At 48.7% G+C, this 22471-nt stretch carries 27 protein-coding genes; 18 read left to right on the forward strand and 9 right to left on the reverse strand.

The window, feature by feature from the left end:
* The first annotated feature begins 43 nt into the window (after positions 1–43).
* The 4 genes from ACYP03_RS07755 (at position 44) to ACYP03_RS07770 (ending at position 4948) form a co-directional block, all read left to right on the forward strand.
* Entirely contained in the window at positions 44–430 is a 387-nt protein-coding gene (locus ACYP03_RS07755) for a 4-oxalocrotonate tautomerase family protein (protein WP_248141977.1), read from the forward strand.
* A 159-nt stretch (positions 431–589) separates the two neighbouring features.
* Positions 590–913 (forward strand): DMT family transporter, encoded by a 324-nt coding sequence (locus ACYP03_RS07760; protein WP_248143281.1) that lies wholly within the window; start codon positions 590–592, stop codon positions 911–913.
* Positions 914–1508: 595 nt separating this feature from the next.
* On the forward strand, positions 1509–2843 hold the full coding sequence (astB, locus tag ACYP03_RS07765; RefSeq protein ID WP_330960285.1) for an N-succinylarginine dihydrolase: 1335 nt from the start codon (positions 1509–1511) through the stop codon (positions 2841–2843).
* A 383-nt stretch (positions 2844–3226) separates the two neighbouring features.
* Complete coding sequence (locus ACYP03_RS07770; protein WP_459779143.1) at positions 3227–4948, forward strand: phospho-sugar mutase; 1722 nt, start codon at positions 3227–3229, stop codon at positions 4946–4948.
* Positions 4949–5019: 71 nt separating this feature from the next.
* On the opposite strand, the gene ACYP03_RS07775 is transcribed toward ACYP03_RS07770, so the two are convergent.
* A complete protein-coding gene (locus ACYP03_RS07775) occupies positions 5020–5490 on the reverse strand; it encodes an exoribonuclease R (RefSeq protein WP_459779144.1) in 471 nt (156 codons plus the stop codon).
* Positions 5491–5719: 229 nt separating this feature from the next.
* On the opposite strand from ACYP03_RS07775, the gene mrcB reads away from it, so the two are divergent.
* The 5 genes from mrcB (at position 5720) to ACYP03_RS07800 (ending at position 10368) form a co-directional block, all read left to right on the forward strand.
* The gene (gene mrcB, locus ACYP03_RS07780) at positions 5720–8053 is read left to right on the forward strand and encodes a penicillin-binding protein 1B (protein WP_459779146.1); all 2334 of its coding nucleotides are present in this window, start codon (positions 5720–5722) and stop codon (positions 8051–8053) included.
* 73 nt (positions 8054–8126) lie between these two features.
* Positions 8127–8660, forward strand: a complete 534-nt coding sequence (locus ACYP03_RS07785) for an NUDIX hydrolase (protein WP_248141982.1) — start codon at positions 8127–8129, stop codon at positions 8658–8660.
* Between the two features lie 141 nt (positions 8661–8801).
* Positions 8802–9392 carry a YceI family protein gene (locus tag ACYP03_RS07790; protein WP_330960282.1) on the forward strand — a complete coding sequence of 197 codons (591 nt, stop codon included), beginning with the start codon at positions 8802–8804 and terminating at the stop codon, positions 9390–9392.
* Positions 9393–9467: 75 nt separating this feature from the next.
* Positions 9468–10085, forward strand: a complete 618-nt coding sequence (locus ACYP03_RS07795) for a fumarylacetoacetate hydrolase family protein (protein WP_459779147.1) — start codon at positions 9468–9470, stop codon at positions 10083–10085.
* Between the two features lie 55 nt (positions 10086–10140).
* Positions 10141–10368, forward strand: coding sequence for a DUF3820 family protein (locus ACYP03_RS07800; RefSeq protein ID WP_248141985.1), 228 nt, complete (start codon positions 10141–10143; stop codon positions 10366–10368).
* 51 nt (positions 10369–10419) lie between these two features.
* On the opposite strand, the gene ACYP03_RS07805 is transcribed toward ACYP03_RS07800, so the two are convergent.
* On the reverse strand, positions 10420–10848 hold the full coding sequence (locus ACYP03_RS07805; RefSeq protein ID WP_459779149.1) for a MarR family winged helix-turn-helix transcriptional regulator: 429 nt from the start codon (positions 10846–10848) through the stop codon (positions 10420–10422).
* Between the two features lie 3 nt (positions 10849–10851).
* Positions 10852–11499: a cytochrome b/b6 domain-containing protein gene (locus tag ACYP03_RS07810; protein WP_459779151.1), complete on the reverse strand. Its 648-nt coding sequence runs from the start codon at positions 11497–11499 to the stop codon at positions 10852–10854.
* Between the two features lie 138 nt (positions 11500–11637).
* On the opposite strand from ACYP03_RS07810, the gene ACYP03_RS07815 reads away from it, so the two are divergent.
* Positions 11638–12069 (forward strand): cytochrome c, encoded by a 432-nt coding sequence (locus ACYP03_RS07815; protein WP_459779153.1) that lies wholly within the window; start codon positions 11638–11640, stop codon positions 12067–12069.
* Between the two features lie 15 nt (positions 12070–12084).
* Positions 12085–12534 (forward strand): hypothetical protein, encoded by a 450-nt coding sequence (locus ACYP03_RS07820; RefSeq protein WP_459779155.1) that lies wholly within the window; start codon positions 12085–12087, stop codon positions 12532–12534.
* A gap of 100 nt (positions 12535–12634) precedes the next feature.
* Here the strand turns inward: ACYP03_RS07820 and ACYP03_RS07825 are convergent, their stop codons facing one another.
* Complete coding sequence (locus ACYP03_RS07825) at positions 12635–13057, reverse strand: DUF3010 family protein (RefSeq protein WP_459779157.1); 423 nt, start codon at positions 13055–13057, stop codon at positions 12635–12637.
* Between the two features lie 231 nt (positions 13058–13288).
* Here ACYP03_RS07825 and ACYP03_RS07830 point away from each other — a divergent pair, with 231 nt between their 5' ends.
* The gene (locus ACYP03_RS07830; RefSeq protein WP_248141990.1) at positions 13289–13732 is read left to right on the forward strand and encodes a methyltransferase family protein; all 444 of its coding nucleotides are present in this window, start codon (positions 13289–13291) and stop codon (positions 13730–13732) included.
* Positions 13733–13804: 72 nt separating this feature from the next.
* On the opposite strand, the gene ACYP03_RS07835 is transcribed toward ACYP03_RS07830, so the two are convergent.
* From ACYP03_RS07835 to ACYP03_RS07845, 3 genes are all read right to left on the reverse strand, one after another.
* Positions 13805–14173 (reverse strand): HopJ type III effector protein, encoded by a 369-nt coding sequence (locus tag ACYP03_RS07835; RefSeq protein ID WP_459779160.1) that lies wholly within the window; start codon positions 14171–14173, stop codon positions 13805–13807.
* Between the two features lie 88 nt (positions 14174–14261).
* A complete protein-coding gene (locus ACYP03_RS07840) occupies positions 14262–14663 on the reverse strand; it encodes a DUF2750 domain-containing protein (RefSeq protein ID WP_459779162.1) in 402 nt (133 codons plus the stop codon).
* Positions 14664–14797: 134 nt separating this feature from the next.
* The gene (locus tag ACYP03_RS07845; RefSeq protein ID WP_248141993.1) at positions 14798–15838 is read right to left on the reverse strand and encodes a transporter; all 1041 of its coding nucleotides are present in this window, start codon (positions 15836–15838) and stop codon (positions 14798–14800) included.
* Between the two features lie 365 nt (positions 15839–16203).
* Between ACYP03_RS07845 and ACYP03_RS07850 the strand changes: the two genes are divergently transcribed.
* The 6 genes from ACYP03_RS07850 (at position 16204) to ACYP03_RS07875 (ending at position 20978) form a co-directional block, all read left to right on the forward strand.
* On the forward strand, positions 16204–16863 hold the full coding sequence (locus tag ACYP03_RS07850; protein ID WP_248141994.1) for a hypothetical protein: 660 nt from the start codon (positions 16204–16206) through the stop codon (positions 16861–16863).
* A 44-nt stretch (positions 16864–16907) separates the two neighbouring features.
* On the forward strand, positions 16908–17240 hold the full coding sequence (locus ACYP03_RS07855) for a carbon storage regulator (RefSeq protein ID WP_248141995.1): 333 nt from the start codon (positions 16908–16910) through the stop codon (positions 17238–17240).
* A 182-nt stretch (positions 17241–17422) separates the two neighbouring features.
* Positions 17423–17983 carry a hypothetical protein gene (locus ACYP03_RS07860; RefSeq protein ID WP_248141996.1) on the forward strand — a complete coding sequence of 187 codons (561 nt, stop codon included), beginning with the start codon at positions 17423–17425 and terminating at the stop codon, positions 17981–17983.
* Between the two features lie 151 nt (positions 17984–18134).
* Entirely contained in the window at positions 18135–18815 is a 681-nt protein-coding gene (locus ACYP03_RS07865; RefSeq protein WP_248141997.1) for a C39 family peptidase, read from the forward strand.
* Between the two features lie 15 nt (positions 18816–18830).
* Positions 18831–19358, forward strand: coding sequence for a hypothetical protein (locus ACYP03_RS07870; RefSeq protein WP_248141998.1), 528 nt, complete (start codon positions 18831–18833; stop codon positions 19356–19358).
* 273 nt (positions 19359–19631) lie between these two features.
* The gene (locus tag ACYP03_RS07875; protein WP_248141999.1) at positions 19632–20978 is read left to right on the forward strand and encodes a VpsR-related response regulator; all 1347 of its coding nucleotides are present in this window, start codon (positions 19632–19634) and stop codon (positions 20976–20978) included.
* Positions 20979–21051: 73 nt separating this feature from the next.
* Here ACYP03_RS07875 and ACYP03_RS07880 read toward each other — a convergent pair whose 3' ends face one another.
* Both ACYP03_RS07880 and ACYP03_RS07885 read right to left on the reverse strand, forming a co-directional pair.
* Positions 21052–21180 carry a hypothetical protein gene (locus tag ACYP03_RS07880; RefSeq protein WP_256549385.1) on the reverse strand — a complete coding sequence of 43 codons (129 nt, stop codon included), beginning with the start codon at positions 21178–21180 and terminating at the stop codon, positions 21052–21054.
* Positions 21181–21323: 143 nt separating this feature from the next.
* Complete coding sequence (locus ACYP03_RS07885; protein WP_459779163.1) at positions 21324–22331, reverse strand: endonuclease/exonuclease/phosphatase family protein; 1008 nt, start codon at positions 22329–22331, stop codon at positions 21324–21326.
* Positions 22332–22471 lie beyond the last annotated feature (140 nt).

A 22471-nucleotide genomic window follows, 5' to 3' on the forward strand; every position in this document is an offset into this window, starting at 1 on the left:
CGATTGTTACGGTATGAGCAATTGCCTGATGACTGGGGGATATATGCCGCTGATCCGTATAAAATCGTTGCCCTTTGCCGGGGATGTGGAAGTGAACGTTGCGCTGGGGCGATTATCTCAGGCGATTTCAGATGCCACACAGATCCCGCAGCAACATATCATGATTGTCTGGGAATACCTGCCTGCAGGTCATTACGTTCATGGCGGCCTGCAGGCGAATCAGCAGCCTTCCAATTCACACCCCATTCTGGTGGATATGGTTGCCCCGAACTTCAACACGGAAGCCCAAATTGCTGCGATGCTGGAGTTAATTGCCGGGAACCTGTCGAAGTCATTACCCGTGGCGCAGAACAATATTTTCATTAATTACATTCCGGCGTACAGCGATGGTGTCTACGATGACGGGCATGTGGTTGAGTGGGAAAATTAACAAATAAGGAGCTGGTGGTGGGTCATGAGAGAACTTTCGGCGGGCAGGCAGAAAATTTCTTCCTCTTGTCATGGTGCTCAGTACATTCGGGTGTAGAATGAGCCGTTTTTTTCCGGATGTGAGTCAATCATGCTGCATGTTATTTCTGCATTGCCACCGATGGTGTCGCTGTTTCTGGCAATTATTTGTGAAGTGATCGCCACCTCAATGCTTCCTAAAACGCAGCAGTTTACGCAGTTGGTGCCGACGCTGGTGGTACTGACAGGCTATATGGTTGCGTTCTTTTTGTTGTCTGTGACCGTCAAAGTTGTCCCAATTGGAGTTGCATATGCGATCTGGTGTGGTGCCGGGATTGTTCTGGTCGCGCTCATCAGCTGGTTGTGGTACGGACAAAAGTTAGATTTGTATGCCTTACTGGGAATGACGCTGATTTTGGCTGGGACCCTCATCATTAACGTCTTTTCTAAATCAGTCTCACATTAATCCCTCCCGTTTCCGCTGTGTCTGGCTCTGCGTTTCGGGGCCAGCCGGGCTCATAAACCTGATCAGACACACAAAATCAGAAGAAAGAGTGAGAAAAATTCACTTGGATTTGACCTGCAGAAGTGCGTAATTATGTATTCGTTATGCAGTTCAAAGGGCAGCGAATCCGGACTCGCTGCTCAGGTGCTTTGAATCAGCTCTGTGTGCCGGATGAATCACGTCTATGCTTTTATAACGTATCTGAATGCAGCCGCAGGCTTCAGGCATTTGAAAAGAATGTGTACAAAAGGCTCTCAGCCCTTCTGCCTCTTTGAAAGTACGAAAAATCAGGGATTCAGACCGGGAAATCCGCGGTTAATCTTCCTGATATATGAGGAAAATGTCCCCGGCAACAATGTCCTGATCCGGGCCGTTTTCATCCGCCGCAAACACAGGTGAAACGTTGTGTCTGGCTGACAGACAGCGGTGAATAGGCATGCTTCAAATTGGTGTGAATATCTAATTTATAACATTTGGTTAGACAAATATCTGGATCTTGTTGCTAATGTAAAAGCTTTGTTATCTTTAGCCCGAGATAAATTGAGATGGAAAGTCTATGAAAGCACGTGAAGCGAATTTTGACGGATTGGTAGGACCAACGCATAACTACAGTGGTCTGTCGTATGGTAACGTCGCGTCAGCCAAGAACCAGGCGGCGCCATCCAATCCGAAGCAAGCTGCGAAGCAAGGCCTGGACAAAATGAAGGCTCTGGCCGACATGGGCATGTTGCAGGGTGTACTGGCGCCTCAGGAACGTCCTGACGTACACACGTTGCGCCGCTTGGGTTTCACTGGCAGTGACAAGTCTGTCATTGAGCAGGCTGCGAAGCAGGCGCCGAAAGTCCTGGCGGCTTGTTGTTCAGCCTCCAGCATGTGGACTGCGAACGCGGCAACGGTGTCACCTTCTGCGGATACTGCAGACGGCAAGATTCATTTCACTCCGGCGAATCTGACAAACAAGTTCCACCGCTCGATTGAGCACGAAGTGACTGGCCGTATCCTGCGCAGCACTTTTGCTGACCCTGAATACTTCTCTCACCACCCGGCACTGCCTGGTGTAGAACACTTTGGTGATGAAGGTGCAGCAAACCACACCCGCTTCTGTCATCAGTATGGTGAGCAAGGTGTAGAGTTTTTCGTTTTTGGCCGTCATGCATTTGATACCCGTCATCCGGCACCGAAAGTGTTCCCGGCCCGTCACACTTATGAAGCCTGTGAAGCGGTCGCACGTCTGCATCAGCTGGATCCATCGAAAGTAGTGATTGCACAGCAAAACCCAGACGTGATTGACCAGGGTGTATTCCACAACGATGTTATCGCGGTAGGTAACAAGAACATTCTGTTCTGTCATCAGCAGGCATTCCTGGATCAGCAGGGCACGTACAGTGCGCTGAAAGAGAAAATGGGTGAAGGCTTCAATATCATTGAAGTACCGACCAATGCGGTTTCTGTTGAAGATGCGGTGACCAGCTACCTGTTTAACTCACAGCTGATTGAGCTGCCAAACGGCGAGACACTACTGGTTCTGCCGGAAGAATGTCGTAAGAACGATAACGTCTGGCGTTATGTTGAGCAGCTGCTGGCTGACAAACGCGGTGTGGATCAGGTGAAAGTATTCGACCTGAAACAAAGCATGGCCAACGGCGGTGGTCCGGCTTGTCTGCGTCTGCGTGTGGTTCTGAATGAGCAGGAAGCGCGTGCAGTGAATCCGTCAACGCTGATGAATGACGCACTGTACGGACGTCTGACCCAGTGGGTTGAGAAGCACTACCGTGACCAGATGGTTGAAGCTGATCTGGCTGATCCGCAACTGCTGGATGAATCACGCTCTGCGCTGGATGAACTGACTCAGATTCTGTCTCTGGGTTCTGTGTATCCGTTCCAGCGTTAATTCTGACAATAAGCATTGTCCCGGTTCAGGCGGCATCCGAGAGGGTGCCGCTTTTCTCTTTTTTATCATCTGCTTGAATCTCACCCCATCCGAAGTGAATCCCTCTATACTTGTCAGACAGAGTAAAATCCGTACAGGACAACGAGACGAAGTCGCATTGCTGTCTGAACAGCCGGAATGGTCCGGGCTGCCACTGATGGTTTTCGTCTGTTGAGTGATCACAACGGGTTACAGATTGTTTTGCCTTGTGCCCGGCAATCTTTCTTATCAGAAGCCGAAAAGCGTCTTATCCCGGTTGTTTTCTTCCCACTGAGATTTTTAACTGCGAATGAATATCATTTGTGGTATTTTGTGTTCAGATCCTGCAAGTAGGAAGACAGAGAATGAAAGAACAAATTGCACAATGGTTAGCGCGAGATCCCGATCCGGTCACCCGTAAGGAATTACAAGATCTGATTGATACAGGAAATGAGACCGAGCTGGCGGAACGTTTTTCCGGCCGGCTGGCTTTCGGAACGGCCGGTCTGCGGGGGATTGTCGGCGCGGGGCCAAACCGGATGAACCGTCTGGTGATTCAGGAGACTGCAACCGGACTGGGGCAATATCTGCAGGACACTGTCGACCTGGCTACTCAGCAGGGCGTCGTCATTGGTTATGATGGCCGCCCAGACTCGAAGCGTTTTGCACACGATGCTGCAGCCGTTCTGACAGCGCAGGGCATCAAGGTTTACCTGACTGTGACCGTGGCGCCGACGCCGTTGGTGGCATACGGTGTCACCGCCCTGAAAGCGGCCGCAGGGATTGTGGTTACAGCCAGTCACAATCCGCCAGCTTATAACGGCTTTAAAGTTTACTGGGGGAATGGCGCTCAGATTATTCCGCCGCATGATAAAGGCATTGCGGCAAAAATTGATAAGGCGGCAACGCAACCATTGACGCTGATGGATTTGCAGGAAGCAGAACATCAGGGGCTGCTCGTCTGGCTTGATGATGAATTTTACAGCGATTACCGGGACACGGTTCAGCAAAGTGTACTGCTTCAGAACCATACCCAGCCTGAGACGGTCAGCATTGCGTATACGGCGATGCATGGTGTCGGCGCTGAGATGGCAGAAGCTCTGCTGGCTGATGCCGGATTTACACAAGTGTTCAGTGTGGCTGCACAACGTGAACCGGATGGCAGCTTCCCGACCGTGAATTTCCCGAACCCGGAAGAGCCCGGCGCCATGGATATGGTGATTGCTGAAGCACAAAAACATCAGGCTACGCTGGCTTGTGCCAATGACCCGGATGCGGACCGTTTTGCTGTCGCTGTTCGTACAGATGAGGGCGATTACAAGATGCTGACCGGCGATCAGGTCGGTGTCTTGCTGGGTCATTATTTACTGACCCGAGCCAATCCGGAAGAGAGTCTGGTGGGCACCACGATCGTTTCTTCCAGCCTGCTTCAGAAAGTAGCCACTGCGGTTGATGCAGCTTATTACCAGACACTGACCGGCTTTAAATGGCTGACCAATGTCGCCATGCAAAAGCAGAGTGACAGCAGCCGTTTTCTGTTTGCTTACGAAGAAGCGCTGGGCTACACCGTGGGAAATATGGTCTGGGACAAAGATGGTTTGTCTGCCATGCTGGCGTTTGCACAGTTAACCGCAGAGCTAGCTGCACGCGGCAGGACGGTCTGGGATCAGCTGGAAGCCATTTACCGGGAGCACGGGCTTTACCTCAATGCACAGGTGAGCATTGGCTTGTCTCCGGATTCTCCGCCGATTGGTGACAGCCTGCGCCAGCAGCCGCCGGAAGAGATCGCCGGTCGTAATGTGATTCGTGTGGATGATTTGAAAACGTCTCAGCGTCAGTATGCCGACGGGACGGTCGAATCCATTGACTTACCGGCCAGTGACGTCCTGATTTATTTCCTGGAAGATGAATCCCGAGTGGTGGTGCGTCCGTCCGGTACTGAACCGAAGCTAAAATGCTACTACGAAGTGGTTGAAATGATTGATCAGGTCGACACACTGGAGCATGCCGCCCAGCGGGCCCAGAGCAGTATGGATGAGCTGATTCGTCGTCATCAGAACAGTCTGACAGGCATGACCGCCGACTGATCCGCTCTTGTTCCGTCTTCAGAAACGCCAGCATGATGCTGGCGTTTTTGATGGATTCAGAAAAATCGGATTTAAAGCGATGAACCGGCGGAGTCCTGCTGATTGTCGTTCAGGCTGGCGTAGTGATGTAGCAGATCCGTCAGAGTTTTAATCCAGCCGAAAGTGTCCTTCGGGGCATTGGGCAGTATGTTTTCAACCGCTTCACAGTGTTGTTCCAGCGTTACGGCGGCTTCAAGCTGGAAGGCAATCGCGTAAAAATGCCAGAGTAACAGCCGGGTCATGCGCTCCGTGTTTTGGGTTGCCTGTGCTGAGTCGGCAAACGCAGCAGATACTTCTCCCAGAGCAATCGCTGACATGCGCAGCATCGCGTCAAACTGAGCTGAACGAAGCCGGTCTGCGGTTTGTGTTTCTTCCGGCTCAAAGGTAAACAGCTCTTCCATGACGTCTTCAGGTACCATCCGGCTGAGGATGCGCTGGCTGAATTCTTCCAGTTCATGACGTGGCATGGTCAGCAGACAGTTCAGTGTGTAATCCCGTTGCATTGCTTTTCAACTCCCGATTGGCCTGCAATTTTGAAAGGGCCGTATTGTGCGCGATGCCTTGTTGAAAGGCCAGTTTTTTGGTTTTGAGCAGAGTCTGCTGCCGAATTGAGCGTCAATGAGTTGACACAGGATTGACAAGAAATGAGCAAAATTTAGCTATCGTGCATGCCTGAAATCCCACATTTTATGCCGGGTAAGCATACATCCGGCCGCAAGTGAAGAAATGAGAATGACAGAGTCTGCACAACAATCTGCCCATACTTCAGCCCGCTATTTATCGGGTAAAAAGTCTGATGGTGGCGAGCCGCCACGCCGCAGTCCGTGGAAAAAGCTGGTTGCCCTGATCTTAATCGGCATTGTGATTGCCATGGGTGGTCTGGGCTGGACACTGAATCAACAGATTGCGGATAAGTTTTCCGGCCAGCTCTGGCAGCTGCCGTCTGTTGTTTATGCCCGTGAACTGGTGCTTGAGCCGGGCGCTCAGGTTCGCTATGAAGATCTGGTGAAAGAGCTGAAAGCGCTGAACTACCGTAAAGTCAGCAAGCCGACCCGCGTGGGCGAGTACAGTACCAGTCGTCTGAGAGTGGAATTCATCCGCCGCCCGTTCCAGTCGCGGACCGGCCCGCAGCCGACCCGTCATGTCATTGTTGAATTCAACTACGGCTCGGTGAAGCGGGTTGTGGATGCCAATACCAACCGTGAATTCGGTATTTTCAGCGTGGAACCGCAGATGCTCGGGATGCTGGAAACAGATTCCAACGAACTGCGTCTTTACAAGCCAAAAGCTGAGATGCCATCGACGATGATCGATGCGTTGATCGTGACCGAGGACCGTGATTTTTACACCCACGATGGGGTGTCTGTGGTGGCCATTGGCCGTGCGTTTCTGGCGAACCTGAAAGCTGGCCGTACCGTTCAGGGTGGCAGTACGCTGACACAGCAGCTTGCGAAAAACCTGTTTCTTTCCAGCGAACGCAGTCTCTGGCGCAAGCTGAAAGAAGCCTATATGGCGATGATCATTGATTATCGCTACAACAAAGATGAAATTCTGGATGCCTACCTGAATCAGGTTTATCTGGCGCAAAGCGGCGCGGATGCGGTTCATGGTTTCGCACTGGGTTCCCGGTTCTATTTCGGTTTGCCGCTGTCTGAGCTGCGGGTGGATCAGCAGGCGTTGCTGGTCGGTATGGTGAAAGGACCGTCTTACTACAACCCATGGCGCTATCCGGAGCGCGCAAAAGAACGTCGCGATTTAGTGCTCAGCCTGATGCATGATGCGGACAAGATTGATGACAAGACGTATCAGAAAGCCATCAAACAGGATCTGGATCTGCAGCCGAAAGGTCATGTTGCCGGACGTCAGCCTTCGTTCTTCAGCCTGCTGAAACAGGAGTTAGGCCAGCGGGTCAGCCAGGGCTATCAGCCGGGATTGGGGCTGCGTCTGTACACCACGCTGGATCCGATTTCACAGGCCAGTGCTGAAAATGTTGTCCGGACGAAAATGGCAGCAATGAAGAAGCAATACGGTAAGCAGCTGGAAACGGCGATGGTGGTTGCTGATCGTCAGACCGGTGAAATCCGGGCCATGGTTGGCGGCAGCCGTCCTGAATTTGACGGTTTCAACCGGGCTCTGGACGCCCGTCGTCAGATTGGTTCTGTGGTGAAGCCGGGTGTTTATCTGTCTGCACTGGCGCGTCCTGAGCGCTTCAGCCTGGGCAGTAATCTGGATGATAAACCGCTGACACTGACAGATGAGAAGGGCCAGACCTGGTCCCCACGGAACTACGATCGTCAGTACCGGGGCGAGGTGCCTCTGGTACAGGCGCTGGCGCGTTCATATAATATTCCGACCGTGAATCTGGGCATGTCTGTCGGACTGGATAACGTAATTGATACCCTGGAGTCCCTGGGTGTTGATCCGGAGCAGATCCCGCATGTACCGGCAATCTTGCTGGGAGCATTTACGCTGTCGCCGTATGAAGTGACGCAAATGTACCAGACGATTGCGAACGAAGGTCGCCGCAGCGAACTGACGGCACTGAGTGCGGTGACTGATCGTGACGGCAAGATGATTTACCAGCATTTACCGTCTGCGCAGCAGGTGGTCTCGAAACAATCGGCCTGGCTGACCATGTACGCGATGCAGAAAGTAGTGACTGAAGGGACAGCACGCTATCTGGATTCTATTTTGCCGTCGCTGAAACTGGCGGGAAAAACCGGTACCTCGGATGAAGGACGTGATACCTGGTATGTGGGTGTTGATGGCCGTGAAGTTGTTACTGTATGGATGGGACGCGATGACAACAAAAACGTGAAGCTGACCGGCTCTTCCGGACCACTGCGTTTGTATGCGGACTATATTCAGCGCCGCGATCCGGAGCCGCTGTCTTTACGGGAACCGAAAGAGATTACTGAGGTGGCTTATCAGGTCAATCAGCAGGGCGGATTCACTCAGGCCTGTATCGGACAGGTTGAGCTGCCGGTCTGGGACAAAGACGGGCGGTCAACGCACGGCTGTGAGAATAAAGTCTCTACCATTATTCGCTCAATCTTCAATTGGTAAGTTGAAGCAAACTGGAAATCAACAACGGGTCGGTTACAATGCCGACCCGTTTTTATATACGAAGGAAAAAGTGATGCGGCTTCTTCAGACAGCAACGCACCCGGATGTAGCCGATAAGCAAGGGACAATGTTTTATCGTCAGGCCGCCAGAGCCATTATTCTGGATGGCGAAAAGATACTGATGCTCTATACCGCCCGTTACCATGACTACACCTTACCGGGTGGGGGGATTGATGAGGGAGAGAACGTCGAGGACGGTCTGATCCGGGAACTGAAAGAGGAAACGGGTGCCCGGAATATCCGTGATATCACGCCGTTTGGTATCTACGAGGAATTTCGCCCGTGGTACAAACCGGACTTCGATATCATGCATATGAAGTCATTTTGTTTTACCTGCCAGATCGATCGAGAGCTGGGCGAAACACAACTCGAAGATTATGAGATCCGAAATGGTATGAAGCCGGTATGGATCAATATTCATCAGGCCATCGCTCATAATGAAGAAACCCTGGCGAAGAGTGACAAAAAAGGCCTGTCCGTCGAACGTGAGCTGTTTTTACTCAGGACCATCCGTGATGAGCTGCTTCAGGTCCGTATCAGCGCATAATCATTTGCAGAGACTTGGCTGAAGACGCTGTGTGATGACGTGAAGCCGCACGAAAATTGTTCGGCGATGAAAGATTTTACACACGGATATGGCAGGAAGTGCCTACTATTAATCCAATATATCTCAATGTTGGAGAAAGTTATGACAATGTCTGTCCGTAATCTGGTTCTTGTTGCCCTGTCGGTTTTTCCGCTCTGTGTTTCTGCCAGCTGGAAGCTCGACAATAATCAGTCACAGTTACGTTTTTTATCGGTAAAGAATAATAGTGTGGTCGAGCAGCATACATTTAAGCAGCTTGAAGGCACGATCACGGACAAGGGAACGGTGCAACTGATTCTGGACTTATCCAGTGTCGATACTCAGATCCCCATTCGGGATGAGCGCATGAAGACCATGCTGTTTAATGTCGCGGATTTTCCTAAAGCAATGCTGGAAGGTGAAGTTGATGTTTCTGGTCTGGAAGATCTCAAAGCCGGCGAGACGTTAACACAGCAGGTTTCTTTCAAACTGAATCTGCATGGTGCGATTAATCCGGTTAATGCGGATTTACGGATTACCCGTCTGGTGGACGATACACTGATGATTACCACCCAGAGTCCTGTGGTGATTGATGCCAAAGCCTTCGGGATGGACAAAGGTATTATGGCACTGCAGGAAGTCGCAAAGCTGAATGGTATTTTGCCGAGCGTGCCGGTCTTCGTGAGTCTGGCTTTTGTCCCTGCGTCGTCATAACGTCCTGAATCTTTTGACTTGTCTGGTGACGCTCTTTATTCTCTGCCTTGTCATTCATCAAGGCAGGGAGCAGCCATGAAAAGCGTAACGGTTCTGAATCAGTCGGTGCAACCGGGGAAAATTATCTGTATTGGCCGGAATTATGTCGCCCACATCGAAGAGCTGGGGAATGAAGTCCCGGACGATATGGTCATTTTCCTCAAGCCGAATACTGCAATGGGGACGTCACTGCATGCGACACACCAAGGTGAAGTCCTGCACTATGAAGCCGAAATTGTGTACCACTATCAGAATGGACGATTTACAGCGGCGGCGATCGGACTGGATTTAACCAAGCGTGATCTGCAAACCCGGCTGAAAACGAAGGGCTTACCCTGGGAACGCAGTAAAGTGTTTGAAGGTGCAGCGCTGTTCAGTCCTTTTGTTGAGCTGCCCGATTCTGATGCGCCGCTTGGTTTAACCCTCTACATTAACGATGTCCTGACGCAGCAGGGGGATACAACACTCATGCTGTATTCACCGGAGGTGATTCTGGCGGAAGTGCAGAACGTCATCCCGCTGGAGGATGGTGATCTGGTGATGACCGGGACACCTAAAGGTGTTGGTGAGGTGGTTGCCGGACAGGTCTTCCGTGGTGCACTGACCTGCGATGAAAAAGAACTGGTCACTGTCAGCTGGAAGGCGCAAGCCTGATGAGCGGCATAATTTCTAATAAACTATCTTCTGAAAAAACAATCTGCTGAAGTCAATGTTTGATAAACGTGATTTGGTCAAGCTGGCCAATATGAAGATGCCATTTGGCAAATACAGTGGCCGGATCCTGATTGATTTGCCTGAACCTTATTTGCTGTGGTTTGCGAAACAAGGGTTTCCGGAGGGTGAACTTGGCCGGTTATTGGCATTGGCCCTGGAAATGAAAATTGAAGGGCTGGAGTCTGTGATCCGTCCGCTCAAAGGATATCAGGGAGAATTATGATCCTGATATCTCGGGATTTAATCCAATCTGAGTGCAGGTCAATCCTGCACTTTAAACATCAGACACGATTTTTTGCAAGAGGGCCAGCATCTGCTGCTGCTCTTCGGCATTCAGCGCCCTTAATAGTTGTTGGTTGATGGAGAGAGGGATGGGGGTCAGTACTTCCTCCAGATCACGTCCTTTCGGGGTCAAATAGATTCGAAAAGTCCGTCGGCTTTGTGGATCCGGATGGCGTTCAACCAGCCCCAGTTTTTCCAGCTTGTCGAGTGTGCGTGTTGTGGTCGAATTTTCAACTTTCGCCTTCGCCGCAATCTCACGCTGACTGACGCCTTCTTCTTCCCAGAGACACATCAGAGTCGGCCAGAGCGCAATAGACAGGCCGTGCTTCTTCAGTTCAGTGTCGAACAACTTTTCTGCTTTACTGGCAACGACATTGACCATCCAACCGAAACTGCTTAGCCTGTCAAACTTCTCACTCATTGTTTATTCCATTGAAAGTACAACCATCGCCATGGTAACGAATACGGCACCAAGAAGCACGAATAAGGCGCGTTTCGGGGAGACAAAGCTTGGCTCAGGCAAAATCAGGGGCATTTTTTGTCTGCCAGTGATCATGGCCGTGATCAATCCGTGTCCCCGGAATTGATACAGGATCGCAGCGCCGACATGAATGCTGACGATCCAAGGTAAGCCCTTCGCAAGAAGCATGTGAAATGAGGTCAAAACATCCGCGACCAAATCAGTCAGCCAAAGCTGCGCAAAAGGCAAACGGTCAAGGAATCCTCCCAAAGCCAGGCCGGAGATGCACTGGATCAGAAGCAGGGTAATCAGTGAAAACACCATCCAGGCCCCTGCCGGGTTGTGCCCGGCACCGGCATTGTCCATCCCCTGAAGATAACGCCACGCCTCGGAAGGAGAGCTGCTGAAATTTGCAAATCGTGCTGTTTCACTCCCGAAGAATCCCCATCCCAGTCGCCAGACGAGCAAAGTAAATAACATGAGTCCCAGAGGAATATGGGGGCCCGTTTCTGTATAGCCGGTGGCTAACAATGCAACAAAGAGTAAAGCCTGTAACCAGTGATAGACGCGGATCGCCAGATCCCAAACCTGGATTGTATTCGTTGCCTGCATAATTTCTTCCCTGCTGAGTTGTGAATGAGATTCTTCTGTCTGTTCCAGAAGCGTGATTCGTTGGGTAGATAATTTACTCGACAATTGTTGCGTGAGCAACTATTGTTATTCGAACTTAACTCGCTGGAGATTGATAACATGCAACGCATCCTTTGCTTCATTGTTTTATTGACGTCGGGTTTTGCGCTCGTCGCTGCCGATAAGACTGTGATTGAACACCGGCAAAATACTTTTCAACTCATTGAGACCGAATTAGAGGAAGCCGAGGATTTGCTTGATGGTGCAGAGACACCATGGGGTGCGCTTGATCCAATCGCCCTGAAGTTATTGCTGGCCGGGCGGGAGCTGAAACAGAGTTTTCCGCCGGGCAGTGACGCAGGAAGCAGCGCAAGCCATCAGATCTGGAAGAATCCTGAGCCTTTTCAGGCGCTTTTGGACGAGATGGGGCAAGGGTTTTCTCTGTTGCATCAGGCGGTAAAACAACAGAATGTCCGACTTGCTGAACAGGGCATCGAACAGGCTGAAGCGACGTGCCGTCGTTGTCACCGCAGTTACCGGTCCTTTTGGTAAATCCAGGAGAAAATGATGAAAAATTTAGGAAGCGTACACCGAATTGCCGCTATCACGGCTTTTGTGCTGATCGCCATCTTTTTCAGCGCCTCCTTAATGAGCGAATTGTTTGCCGGGCAGCAGACGGTTGTTGTCGTGAAACAGCTGATCGGGGATGCCGTTTGGATCCTGTTGTTGCTGATGGCCGTGGCAGGTTCGAATGGCACAAAATTAGCACCAGGTGTTCAATCTGGCCATGGGCCGTTGGGTCAGAAAAAACAACGGATGCCGATTGTGGCTGCGAATGGAATCATTGTATTGCTGCCATCGGCACTCTATTTAAGCCATTTAGCAGCACTGGGTCAGTTTGATCGTTCGTTTTATTGGGTTCAATCGATTGAGTTGACCGCTGGTGCGGTGAACCTGACCCTGATGGGACTGAACATTCGGGATGCGCGTCGATTCAGGAAAGGGGGAAGCGTTTGAATTGAAACCGAGGTAGAAGTGCACACGGCACTTGTCATGACCATCACAGGACACCGTTGTGGCCGCTGTGATGGTCATCAGAGCCGCATGGGCTGCGTGTTTACCGACTCAGAAAAGCATACCCTGCTACAAATGCATTTTCCTGGAACTGGCGCAGACCTGTGCCTCGGAAATCAATTGAAAGCGGGTTATGTTTCAGCTTCTGTTTGATATCTGCGTTACTGATGAAAGTAACATCCAGGTTCTCAATCAGCTGAATTGCAGTTTCCATTTTGAAACTTTCTGCACTGCCAGCTTGTTTTCCGCGGGTTTCACGGGTTTTGATGACAACCTGTTCAACCTGATAATCTTCGACCAGTTTCTGGAAGGTCTTCTGGAAATGGCGCATCTGTTCATTGTCAGATGCGTTGTTCAGCACCAGTTTTTGAGACCGGCAATCAGGAATTGAAAACATCCCTTGGTTCAGTGAAAGCAAGCAAAGGAAGGCTTCATTGCCTTTCAGTTCAACAGCAAAAATTTTCATGGCATAACCTGATAAGAGACTTTGGCCGCTATTGTAGGGCAAGACCAGCGATCCTGTTAGCGAAAATCTCTGCAGCTAAGGTTTTTTATCAGGTTGCAACATGACTTTGCTTGATTCTGTCCTGCAAACCGGGAGGGGTTTAACACTTCATTCACAACATAGCGCCATTGATCATAAATTAGGCTTATACTTTTTAATATCAAGCTGTTGACTGTGATTGAGGGATCCAACATGAGATTCAGAGTTTCTCCTCCTTTGGTGTTCTTGCTGACCTTGGCGGCTATGTATTTACTGGCCCGCTATGTACCGATCTGGCGCTTTGCATTTCCCGGGAAGGTATTGCTGGAATGGGCATTCAGTTTAATGGCTGTCGGGTTTGGTCTGGCAGGAATTATGGCGTTCGCACGCGCCAAAACGGCGATCAATCCGAGTAAAGCAACCCGTTTAGTGACTTCTGGTGTGTACCGGATTTCCCGAAACCCAATTTATCTGGGGCTGCTCTTGTTGCTGGTGGCGGTGTTTTTAAATCTGTCCGCGTTATCCCCGGTGATTATGATCCCAGTTTTTGCGCTGTATATGAATAATGTTCAGATTGCAGCAGAGGAAAGAGTTCTCAGGCATGCTTTTGGCCAGCAGTACAAGGACTATTGTCAGCGGGTCAGACGCTGGTGCTGAATGAAGACAAGAAAATAAAGGGGAGCCGGAAGCTCCCCTTTTATTGAGGAGAAAACAGTGCGTAACGGCCTGTTAAGGATTAGTCACGGGTTGTTTTAATGTCAGCGGTTGTCCGGCAAAACGAATTCCCTGCCAGCCATATTTGATGAAATTCCGGATATTCATGTGGTCTGTTCCGTCCGGATTGTTCAGGACGGCATCAAAGTAATGGTGACCAAAACAAGCCAGTGTTTCCTGTTCTGTCAGCTGGTGGAGTTTTGCAAAGGCAAAAATCCGGCAAGAACCTTCATTGCTGCCGGCTTTATTGGCAAGCGTGTCGTTGCCTATCCCATTGCTGAAGGCTGTCGGCTGATAATTGTAATGGGCGTTGATCACGTTCAGAACGTGTTCAAAAACAACCGATTCCGGTGTTTCCCTGATTGTTTTGAGCAGCGTATCCATGCTGTTCTCCTGATAGGTTAAAGATGATTCCCGGAAAAAACGGGTTACACTGTTTTCACCGGGAAGAAGTGGAGAAATTGTGGTGAAGTTAGCGGCGGCCTGATTTTTTTGCTTGCTGTTTCAGTGCATCGTCAAACTCGTCCGGGTACAGGATGAGTCCTTCCTCTTCCAGGCTCGGGAAAATCACAATGGCCAGTTCGTCGTCTTCCAGCCCTGGAGTCCAGCGGGTGTGCCATTTATTAACAGAAATCGATTCTGGTTTGCAGTCTTTCCAGTCGCCGGTTGCCCAGGCTTGTGCAAATTCCTGATTTGGCCATACAGGCACACAATCTTCGTCATCGCTGTTGAGCATGACGCAGCCATGTTCGTCAGTCAGAATCCAGATTTGCCCCTGGCTTGTGACTTCTTTCAGCAAATATTGAAACCTTTTTTCCGCATCGTACTGCAAAATGGTGTCAATTTGTTCTTGGGATAATAGGGGTGTGGACATCGTCGGATCCTGTACTCGAAGATAGATTTGCAAGCGGATAACTTGCTTCAACTGCCCCTAAGCATAGTGGAAAGCGGGATGGGAAGGAAGGGAGATGCCAGCTCGGGCCGGCATCTTTGGGGAGGATAATCCGGTTATTTCAGCGTGTAAGGTACGCGGATGGTCAGCTGGAAGTCCGGCGCATCTGCGGTTAAACCCGCCGCAGCGCCTACATTGAGCGTTGTTTCCCGGTTGATGGCATAGTTTGCACCAAAGGAAATGGTATCCAGCTGGAGCAGTTTGGCATCGTCCGGATAATCACCATTTACTTTCGATTTGAGGATTGTTTTGTGGTTCAGGCCGATGCTGAATGAAAATTTCGGGTTCACGGCGAAGCCCATGCCCGCGCCCAGCGAGATGGTATCTCCTAAATCAATGGTATTGATCTGAGTGCTCGGCGCCTGATCAGTAGCCGGGATCTGCACACTGACGTCGTCTTTAATATTCCAGATGTAACTGGCATTCAGGAAAAGTACGGCGGGGTCCAGCGGCATAATCATGGTGATGCCCGGCTCTATGCTTGGAAAACCGGAACCGGTTGGCAGTTCTTTGAAGTCATTGGTATCGTCCAGCGGGACATCATAAGGGGACGAACCTGTGGTACTTTTGAAGCGCAGGCTCCCGATCCAGTAAGGCGCTTCCAGCATGTTGAACTGGTATTTAAAGGCCGCTTCTATATCACCCAGGTCATTCCCTTCCAGGGTTTTGGTGGTCGGGCTGTTTGAGGGGCCATTGATGTCACGCTCTGAAATTGAGTCGTTCCGGTACACCCAGGGGATCCGGGCTTCGACTTCTAACCGGTTGGTGATCCCGTACCGGCCTGTCAGGCCAAATGTCATGGTCGTACGGTCAATATCACTGGCGCGGATCAGACCGACGATCAGAGATGGCAGAACGGTATAACCAACAACGGAGACCGTATTGGATGAGTTCTGGGTGTAAGTTAATGAGGTATCCAGAACGAAAGAACCTTTCGGGGTCAGTACACCGGGCTTTTCCAGAATATCGGTGACTGTCTGGACTTGACGAGATTTTTGATGGGTTGTTGTAGATTTTTCTGCAGTTTCCTCTGCAGCAACCATGGTTGAAAAAATCGCTGTCAGCGCTAACAGGCTGTATGTATTGAACTTTCTCACGATATCCTCACTTAGTAAGCAAAGGTAACCCCTAATAATATGAAAGTCAGTTGCACTGGCTTGTCATAAGAATAGTCAAGCATCATATAAAAAGAGAGTGATATAAGGTTATTTTTGTCTTATTTCTGATAAGCAATAAATAGGTTTTAATATTAATACAAATATTATTAATGAGGACATTGACTCTGTTCTTATAAATAAAATGATAGTAATTAATTTGACTAAAGTGTGATTTTGATTTTTATGGAAAGGCTTTTATTAAAAATAATACAAATCAAAAAGTGGCAAAAACTAGTATTAAGTTATCTCTCGTGGCAACGCGGGAGTGTAAAAAATAAAAAACTCAACATATTTGGAGTCTTATCATGCGTAAATCTAATCTCGCACTGTTAGTGGCAGTACTGGTAGCTTCACCACTTGCGCTGGCAAGTGGCTATCCTCAGCAGCCTCAATCACCATCTTATGGTGGTCACTATGGCGACTACGACGATAATGATGCCACCATTGTTGACTCATACAATGATGACATCACAAAAGAAGCCACAATTACTTATGACAGTGATAAAACAATTACTGACAGCTTTAATGAAGACAATGATTATCTGAAAATGAAGGACATTAATAATGATAAGTCCTTCAAATATACAGATAATAGCGACAACAGCAAAAAGTTCTACTATGAAAGCAATTACAATCATAGTGAAACCTGGAAAATTGACATCGACAAAAACTTCTACATGGCGAAGTCTGACCTGGATGGTGAAGTCATTAAAAACGACGTAAGTTACGGTGGCGCTTGCTGTAATGACCGTGGTGGTCACGGTGGCTACGGTGACAGCTATTCACGTGGTGGCAGCCATGGTGGTGGTTACGGTGAAGTTGGTTCACTGACAGTCACTCATGTGAACGAGATGTCTGGCTCCTTTACGAATGCTTCTGGTATTAACCTTGCTGGTCAGAACGCAGGTAACAACTCGCTGATTCAACAAAGTGCAAGTACCAACGCAGTGCTTCTGGGTCAATAACACATTAGCTGGGGGATGTCTGAGACAGCTCTCAGGAGGACGTCATGAAATATTTAACACTGACTGTAGCTGTACTTCTATCATTCGGTGCCGCTGCTGATGAGTTGGATATTCTAACAAGTTCCGAAACGTTGAGTGACAGTTCAATGGTTGAGGCTCGGGGCGGGCAGTACGAGCTCAACATTGACTATATGCAAGCCGATTCGGATATGTACGGTGATGTCATAGGTAACGGCGCGTATGGAAATACAACGGGGAATAACATCATAGATGGCGGATCCTTTGACGGAGCCAGTGGTGTGATAAGCGTTGTCCAGAATAGCGCTCCTAATGTGTTAATTCAGAACTCGACCGTAATTAACCTGACATTGAAGTAACACTGTTAGTGTATCTAATCCGGAATAAGATAACCGGAAATAAACTGAATGTTAAATTACTAGTAATTGATATTTAGTTTCGCAGGGCTAACATCATTGCTTCAACAGTTTATAACATTGAACCCCGCATGAGATTTTATATGAATCTCATGCACTAAGGGAAACATAATTGGAGTAATACCATGCGTAAATCAAACGTATTGTTATTGGCAGCACTTGTTGCATCACCTCTTGCTTTAGCGAGCGGTAATAATCATGCACCAGATGCTGATCTCATTGACGGAAGTTTTAATGATACAGTACATAAAACATTAACCGTTGATGTGGATAAAAATAAAGAGATTGATTATTCATTCAATGAAGATAATGACACTCTTTATATGAAAGATATCGGTAACGATAAATCAGTTCGCATTAAAGATAACAGTGATAACTCATGGCGAATGAAAGCAATTAAGAACTCTACATATGAGAAGACATTCAAACTGGATGTTGAGATCAACAAGGTTCTGGCAAAATCTGAACTGGATGGTGAAGTGATCCGAAATGAAGTTACCTATGGCGGTGCCTGCTGTGACGGTAAGTCTGGTGATGTGAGTGTGGAACACTTTAACACCATGACTGACTCGTTTGTTGATGCTTCTGGTATCAACGTAGCGGCTCAGAATGCTGGTAACAACTCCATGGTTCAGCAATCAACCAGTACAAATGCAACTTTATCTGCCTCTGCTGGCGGTTATTAATCAACCGGGGCCGTCGAAAGGCGGCCCTTTATCCTTTTTATCTATATGATTTCAATGAACAGATTTGAAAAATCAGATAGATAAAAATGATACATAACCTGACGGTATTCTTACTGGTTGCCCTGTCAGATGAAATGAAAAGGGTGTGGTCATGAAAAAGAAATTCGTTGCCTTTGCATTGTTTGGATTCGCGATAAGTGCTACGGCAAATGCGCTGGATTATTTCCCCAGTCGGGGCGCTTATAACGTAAAGGTAAAAAGTTATCAGGAACAACTTTTCGGTGATGTGATGCGTCAGCAGTACGACTTTAGTTGTGGTTCAGCTGCCGTCGCGTCATTAATGAGATATCACTACGGGATTGAGACCACGGAAAACAAAGTCTTTAAATCCATGTTTGAAAAAGGTGACAAGGACAAAATAGAAAAGCAGGGATTTTCTATGTTCGATATGAAGGAATATATGCGCTCAGTGGGATTAGATGCGAATGGTTATCGTCTGCCACTGGAAAAGTTTAAGTCACTGGGCATACCAGGCATCACCATTGTTAATTTTGATGGCTATATGCACTTTGTGGTCATTAAAGGCATGAACAGTGATCAAATCATTCTTGGTGACCCTTCCCGGGGGACCATGGTGATGAAACTGAGTGAGTTTAAACCTTATTATCGCGGCTCTATTCTGTTGGTGAAAAACCGGGTAGATAAGGCGCGCGAAAGCTTTATTACCCAGGAAAATTACAGCGTTTATACCCCATCTCCAGTGTCTGATGCTGTGACGAGAGATTCCCTGTCGACGTTCAGTATCACATTGCCGGGTTCAAACGACTATTAAAACGCAGAGGCTAGTATGAATAAGCTATCTCATTATGCGGTTGCAGCAGCCATTGGCGGTGCTGCCCTGATCGCAAGTACGTACGCGGATGCATACGCCAAACCATCCCCCTTTAAGATGCTGGATGATTCAGGTCTGATCGCCATGACACAATCAGAAATGTCGGCGATTCGGGGCGGGTTCTCGGCGGAAGGGTCTCTGATCAGTATCGGGCTCAGCATCATTACCGCGCTGAACGGTGAAGAGATTCTGCGATCCCACATCGCGAATTTCACCATCAGCAACGGGGTACTGACGACAACAGCAGGCTCTGCCTATGCCAGCGGAGACATGATTAACCTGAAACAGGTGGGGAACGGCAACACCTTTGAGCGACCCGAGCTGCTCCCGAACAGTATTATGCAGGTCGTCCAGAATACGGTGGAAGGCAGCCATATCCGGATTGAACGGAACATAGACATTAATGCCGATATTAATAGCTATTTGCAGAATAGTGTACTGAAAAGCAGACTAGAAAATTCACTTTTACATACAGGGTATTAATTGTTCGCTACTCCTTTTTTATGCTTTTAAGTGGCAAGGTACAGTATTTCGCTGTACCTTTTTTGTATGCAACTTAGTCCGAACGAGCATACGATCTTAAAAAAATTGAACTTTCTTCCCATTCTTAACTGATTGATTCATAGTTTCTTCTATTATCAGAAGAATCTTCTCAAGACAATTCTTACTTCTGATACCACCCGGTGGTGGGCTTTCTTGCCTATATTTTCCAATGAACATAAATAATAATATGCATTGATATGAAGGTGACTTCTAATGGTATCTCAATGTCAAAATAAAGCTCTAAATGGAAGGCTGGTGGCAATCGGATGTAACTATGAGCCTTGGATAGCGCTTTTGGAACAGTCAGGTTGGAAGACTCAGTGCTGTTACGATCTAAGAACGGTTGATTCAATCCTGGAAGAGTTCAGCCCATGTATATGTATTGTCGATTTAAGCAATAATGATTTTAGCTTGAATAGTATCTCTTTGAGGGCAAATAAAACCAAACAAGTGAAATGGATTGCTCTGATCAAAAAAGAGCAATTAAAAACCGACGCAATATGTCAGTTTATTAATAATTTCTGCGTCGATTACTTTACCGTTCCGGTTCCGGGAAGCCACTTATTAGATACAGTCGGCCATCAACTGGGCATGCTGGATATTGAATCTTCCTCCTGGCAGGAAATCACGTCACAGCATGAAATGGGACTGTTTGGTGAATCGAAATCCATTAAACAATTGCGTGATATGGTCCGTCGGGTGGCATTGACTGAGGTGAATGTTTTCCTGACCGGTGAAAATGGCACAGGGAAAGAACTGATTGCGAAATCAATTCACAGCCTGTCTAAACGGAAACATGCGCCTTTCGTCACCATCAACTGTGGTGCACTTTGTAAAGACGATGAAAAGCTGAACTTTCTGAAGCACGTGTCAAAGCCTGATGAAGAGGGAACCAGCTTTAACGGCACCATCATGCTGGATAATGTGGAAGAGCTGGCCAGAGACTTTCAGGACCTGCTTCTGTCTTTCATTCAGTCACCCGGCAGTGACTCCCTGGATGGTGATTCCGCCTGTGATGTCCGCATTATTGCGTCTACCAGTGCTGATCTGGAAGCGCTTGTCGCGAAAGGGGACTTCAGCAAAGAGTTATACTACCGTCTGAATGTGTTCCACATTAAAGTCCCCACACTGCGCGAACGTGGTTCAGATATCTTTTTACTGGCAGAAACGTTCCTGCGTCAGTTCGCGAAAGAATACAGCACCATGGCGTCATCGTTTTCGGAAGACTCCAAACAGCTGCTGCTGCGTTATAGCTGGCCCGGTAATGTGCGTGAACTGATCAATCAGGTGAAGCGTGCAGCTTTGCTGGCAGAGGGGAATGAAGTCAGAGCTGAACACTTCGATTTGCCAAGCAAAGCGAATCTGAAGCAAAGCTTGCGTAACATTAAAGATGAAGCTGAGAAAGATGTGCTGGTGGCTGTGCTGGAAACACACCGGGGTCAGGTTGCTTCTGCAGCCAAAGATCTGGGGGTTTCAAGAGCGACGATGTACCGGCTGCTGAATAAGCACAACATTGTGCCCGATGTGCGGCATTATAATTCGCCATTCCTGCGTGAATGAACGTGAGGTCAACCGAAACACCCCGCATATGCGGGGTGTTTTTTTGTGGCGGTTCTGGTAAACCAGCCCGAAATTACAGAGACAACAGAATAATTTCGTTGTGCTCGTCAGAATCTGTGTTGGTGAAGACACACTCTGGCTGGTCAACCATCAGTTCATCCATGGTTGGCACAACGAGTGTTGCCAGGCTGATATGCTCCATTTGTGTTCCTTACTACTTCTAAAGGCTTTGTATTACCCTAATCACATGGCATGACATTAACATGACAATCCCGGGTTGTGGATATTAATGCGCCTGTCGTTGATCTTTGTCCACAAATAATTCAGATTGTTCCCCACATTCGTCTATTGCATGCGGGCTGAGGGTAACGGAAGCCTGAGCACGACCGGGCAGTGATCTGAGAGGTTATAGCGACTAACATCCTCCCGAGGGAAACTGAATTGATACACCAGTCCCCGTTGTGCGGCTCCCGCGATATCTGCTGATGCCACAAAGTGATCAATCAGCTTTTTGTAGTGCCGGTATTCGGTTTTTTTCCCTGTCCGACTCAGCCGAACATAGCATGAGGCGTTCACGTCTTTTGTCAGTAAACGGACAGAATCTTTGTCACCACCCTGTTCAGCCAGTGATGTAAACAACCAGCTGCCGGGCTCTGCCATGCGATGATTGAAATCGCCGCTGATTAGAAAAGACTCCTTACGCGTCAGCCGTTGTGATATCCAGCCGCTTAATACTTCTGCCTGATAACCAAGCACCCGACAGGACGCGGAGCGTTGACTGGCTGCACGGCTGAAACACCCTGACTTCAGGTGGACACTCAGCAAGTGAAGGGGCGGGCCAGATTCGGGATAAACAATCACATAGGCACCGTAGCGGAGACGACCACGGCGGGGTTTCTCACCGGAAGCCGGTGCATGCCGGATGTTCAGGTCCGCCAGATCTTTCGGGTCAGTGATCCTCAGTGTCCGTTTTACGGCAAATCCAGTGTACTGGTTGCCGTCCTGAAACCCTTCCCGCAATTGACCTTGACGGTCAGACATAAAGATCCGGTATTGATGGTCAGGCAGAATCTGCTGCAGTGCAGAGCTGTTGTCTATTTCCTGGAATGCAATGATATCCGGCGCAATCTGTCGGATGATACCGGAATAATATCGGGTATCGGCTGCAGTGCGTGGTCGCTGCGGTGCGCCGAACCATTCCATATTCCAGCTCATGATAGTGAGTACCTGCTGAGGCTTCACGTGATGAAATTCATGGGGTTTCGCTTCTGATGCCAAGGCGCTGAAGCTGGCATTCCAGGAGAGGATCAGCCAGAACACGAGCAGGAACATTGGCTGTCTCAGGTGCACCATGTGTCTGAATCCTTCAACGAAAAAGCAAAATCATCGCGGTGTTCTAAGTCTAACCGACATTCGTACAACCCTGATTCAGATCAAAGCAAGCTTGCGACGATTATCGCTAAATACACTACATCTTGTGTTTACGATAATTA

The sequence above is a fragment of the Photobacterium sp. R1 genome (assembly GCF_054600795.1).

Excerpts from the sequence above, each read along its gene's own strand:
- ACYP03_RS07775 (WP_459779144.1), bottom strand. The coding sequence starts at position 5,490 with ATGCAACGGGATTACACACTGAACTGTCTGCTGACCATGCCACGTCAT.
- ACYP03_RS07800 (WP_248141985.1), top strand. The coding sequence starts at position 10,141 with ATGTTTGATAAACGTGATTTGGTCAAGCTGGCCAATATGAAGATGCCA.
- ACYP03_RS07795 (WP_459779147.1), top strand. The coding sequence starts at position 9,468 with ATGAAAAGCGTAACGGTTCTGAATCAGTCGGTGCAACCGGGGAAAATT.
- ACYP03_RS07760 (WP_248143281.1), top strand. The coding sequence starts at position 590 with ATGGTGTCGCTGTTTCTGGCAATTATTTGTGAAGTGATCGCCACCTCA.
- ACYP03_RS07820 (WP_459779155.1), top strand. The coding sequence starts at position 12,085 with ATGAAAAATTTAGGAAGCGTACACCGAATTGCCGCTATCACGGCTTTT.
- ACYP03_RS07785 (WP_248141982.1), top strand. The coding sequence starts at position 8,127 with ATGCGGCTTCTTCAGACAGCAACGCACCCGGATGTAGCCGATAAGCAA.
- mrcB (WP_459779146.1), top strand. The coding sequence starts at position 5,720 with ATGACAGAGTCTGCACAACAATCTGCCCATACTTCAGCCCGCTATTTA.
- astB (WP_330960285.1), top strand. The coding sequence starts at position 1,509 with ATGAAAGCACGTGAAGCGAATTTTGACGGATTGGTAGGACCAACGCAT.
- ACYP03_RS07840 (WP_459779162.1), bottom strand. The coding sequence starts at position 14,663 with ATGTCCACACCCCTATTATCCCAAGAACAAATTGACACCATTTTGCAG.
- ACYP03_RS07835 (WP_459779160.1), bottom strand. The coding sequence starts at position 14,173 with ATGGATACGCTGCTCAAAACAATCAGGGAAACACCGGAATCGGTTGTT.
- ACYP03_RS07850 (WP_248141994.1), top strand. The coding sequence starts at position 16,204 with ATGCGTAAATCTAATCTCGCACTGTTAGTGGCAGTACTGGTAGCTTCA.
- ACYP03_RS07825 (WP_459779157.1), bottom strand. The coding sequence starts at position 13,057 with ATGAAAATTTTTGCTGTTGAACTGAAAGGCAATGAAGCCTTCCTTTGC.
- ACYP03_RS07790 (WP_330960282.1), top strand. The coding sequence starts at position 8,802 with ATGACAATGTCTGTCCGTAATCTGGTTCTTGTTGCCCTGTCGGTTTTT.
- ACYP03_RS07810 (WP_459779151.1), bottom strand. The coding sequence starts at position 11,499 with ATGCAGGCAACGAATACAATCCAGGTTTGGGATCTGGCGATCCGCGTC.
- ACYP03_RS07830 (WP_248141990.1), top strand. The coding sequence starts at position 13,289 with ATGAGATTCAGAGTTTCTCCTCCTTTGGTGTTCTTGCTGACCTTGGCG.
- ACYP03_RS07755 (WP_248141977.1), top strand. The coding sequence starts at position 44 with ATGCCGCTGATCCGTATAAAATCGTTGCCCTTTGCCGGGGATGTGGAA.
- ACYP03_RS07885 (WP_459779163.1), bottom strand. The coding sequence starts at position 22,331 with ATGGTGCACCTGAGACAGCCAATGTTCCTGCTCGTGTTCTGGCTGATC.
- ACYP03_RS07805 (WP_459779149.1), bottom strand. The coding sequence starts at position 10,848 with ATGAGTGAGAAGTTTGACAGGCTAAGCAGTTTCGGTTGGATGGTCAAT.
- ACYP03_RS07870 (WP_248141998.1), top strand. The coding sequence starts at position 18,831 with ATGAATAAGCTATCTCATTATGCGGTTGCAGCAGCCATTGGCGGTGCT.
- ACYP03_RS07875 (WP_248141999.1), top strand. The coding sequence starts at position 19,632 with ATGGTATCTCAATGTCAAAATAAAGCTCTAAATGGAAGGCTGGTGGCA.
- ACYP03_RS07855 (WP_248141995.1), top strand. The coding sequence starts at position 16,908 with ATGAAATATTTAACACTGACTGTAGCTGTACTTCTATCATTCGGTGCC.
- ACYP03_RS07880 (WP_256549385.1), bottom strand. The coding sequence starts at position 21,180 with ATGGAGCATATCAGCCTGGCAACACTCGTTGTGCCAACCATGGATGAA.
- ACYP03_RS07860 (WP_248141996.1), top strand. The coding sequence starts at position 17,423 with ATGCGTAAATCAAACGTATTGTTATTGGCAGCACTTGTTGCATCACCT.
- ACYP03_RS07815 (WP_459779153.1), top strand. The coding sequence starts at position 11,638 with ATGCAACGCATCCTTTGCTTCATTGTTTTATTGACGTCGGGTTTTGCG.
- ACYP03_RS07770 (WP_459779143.1), top strand. The coding sequence starts at position 3,227 with ATGAAAGAACAAATTGCACAATGGTTAGCGCGAGATCCCGATCCGGTC.
- ACYP03_RS07865 (WP_248141997.1), top strand. The coding sequence starts at position 18,135 with ATGAAAAAGAAATTCGTTGCCTTTGCATTGTTTGGATTCGCGATAAGT.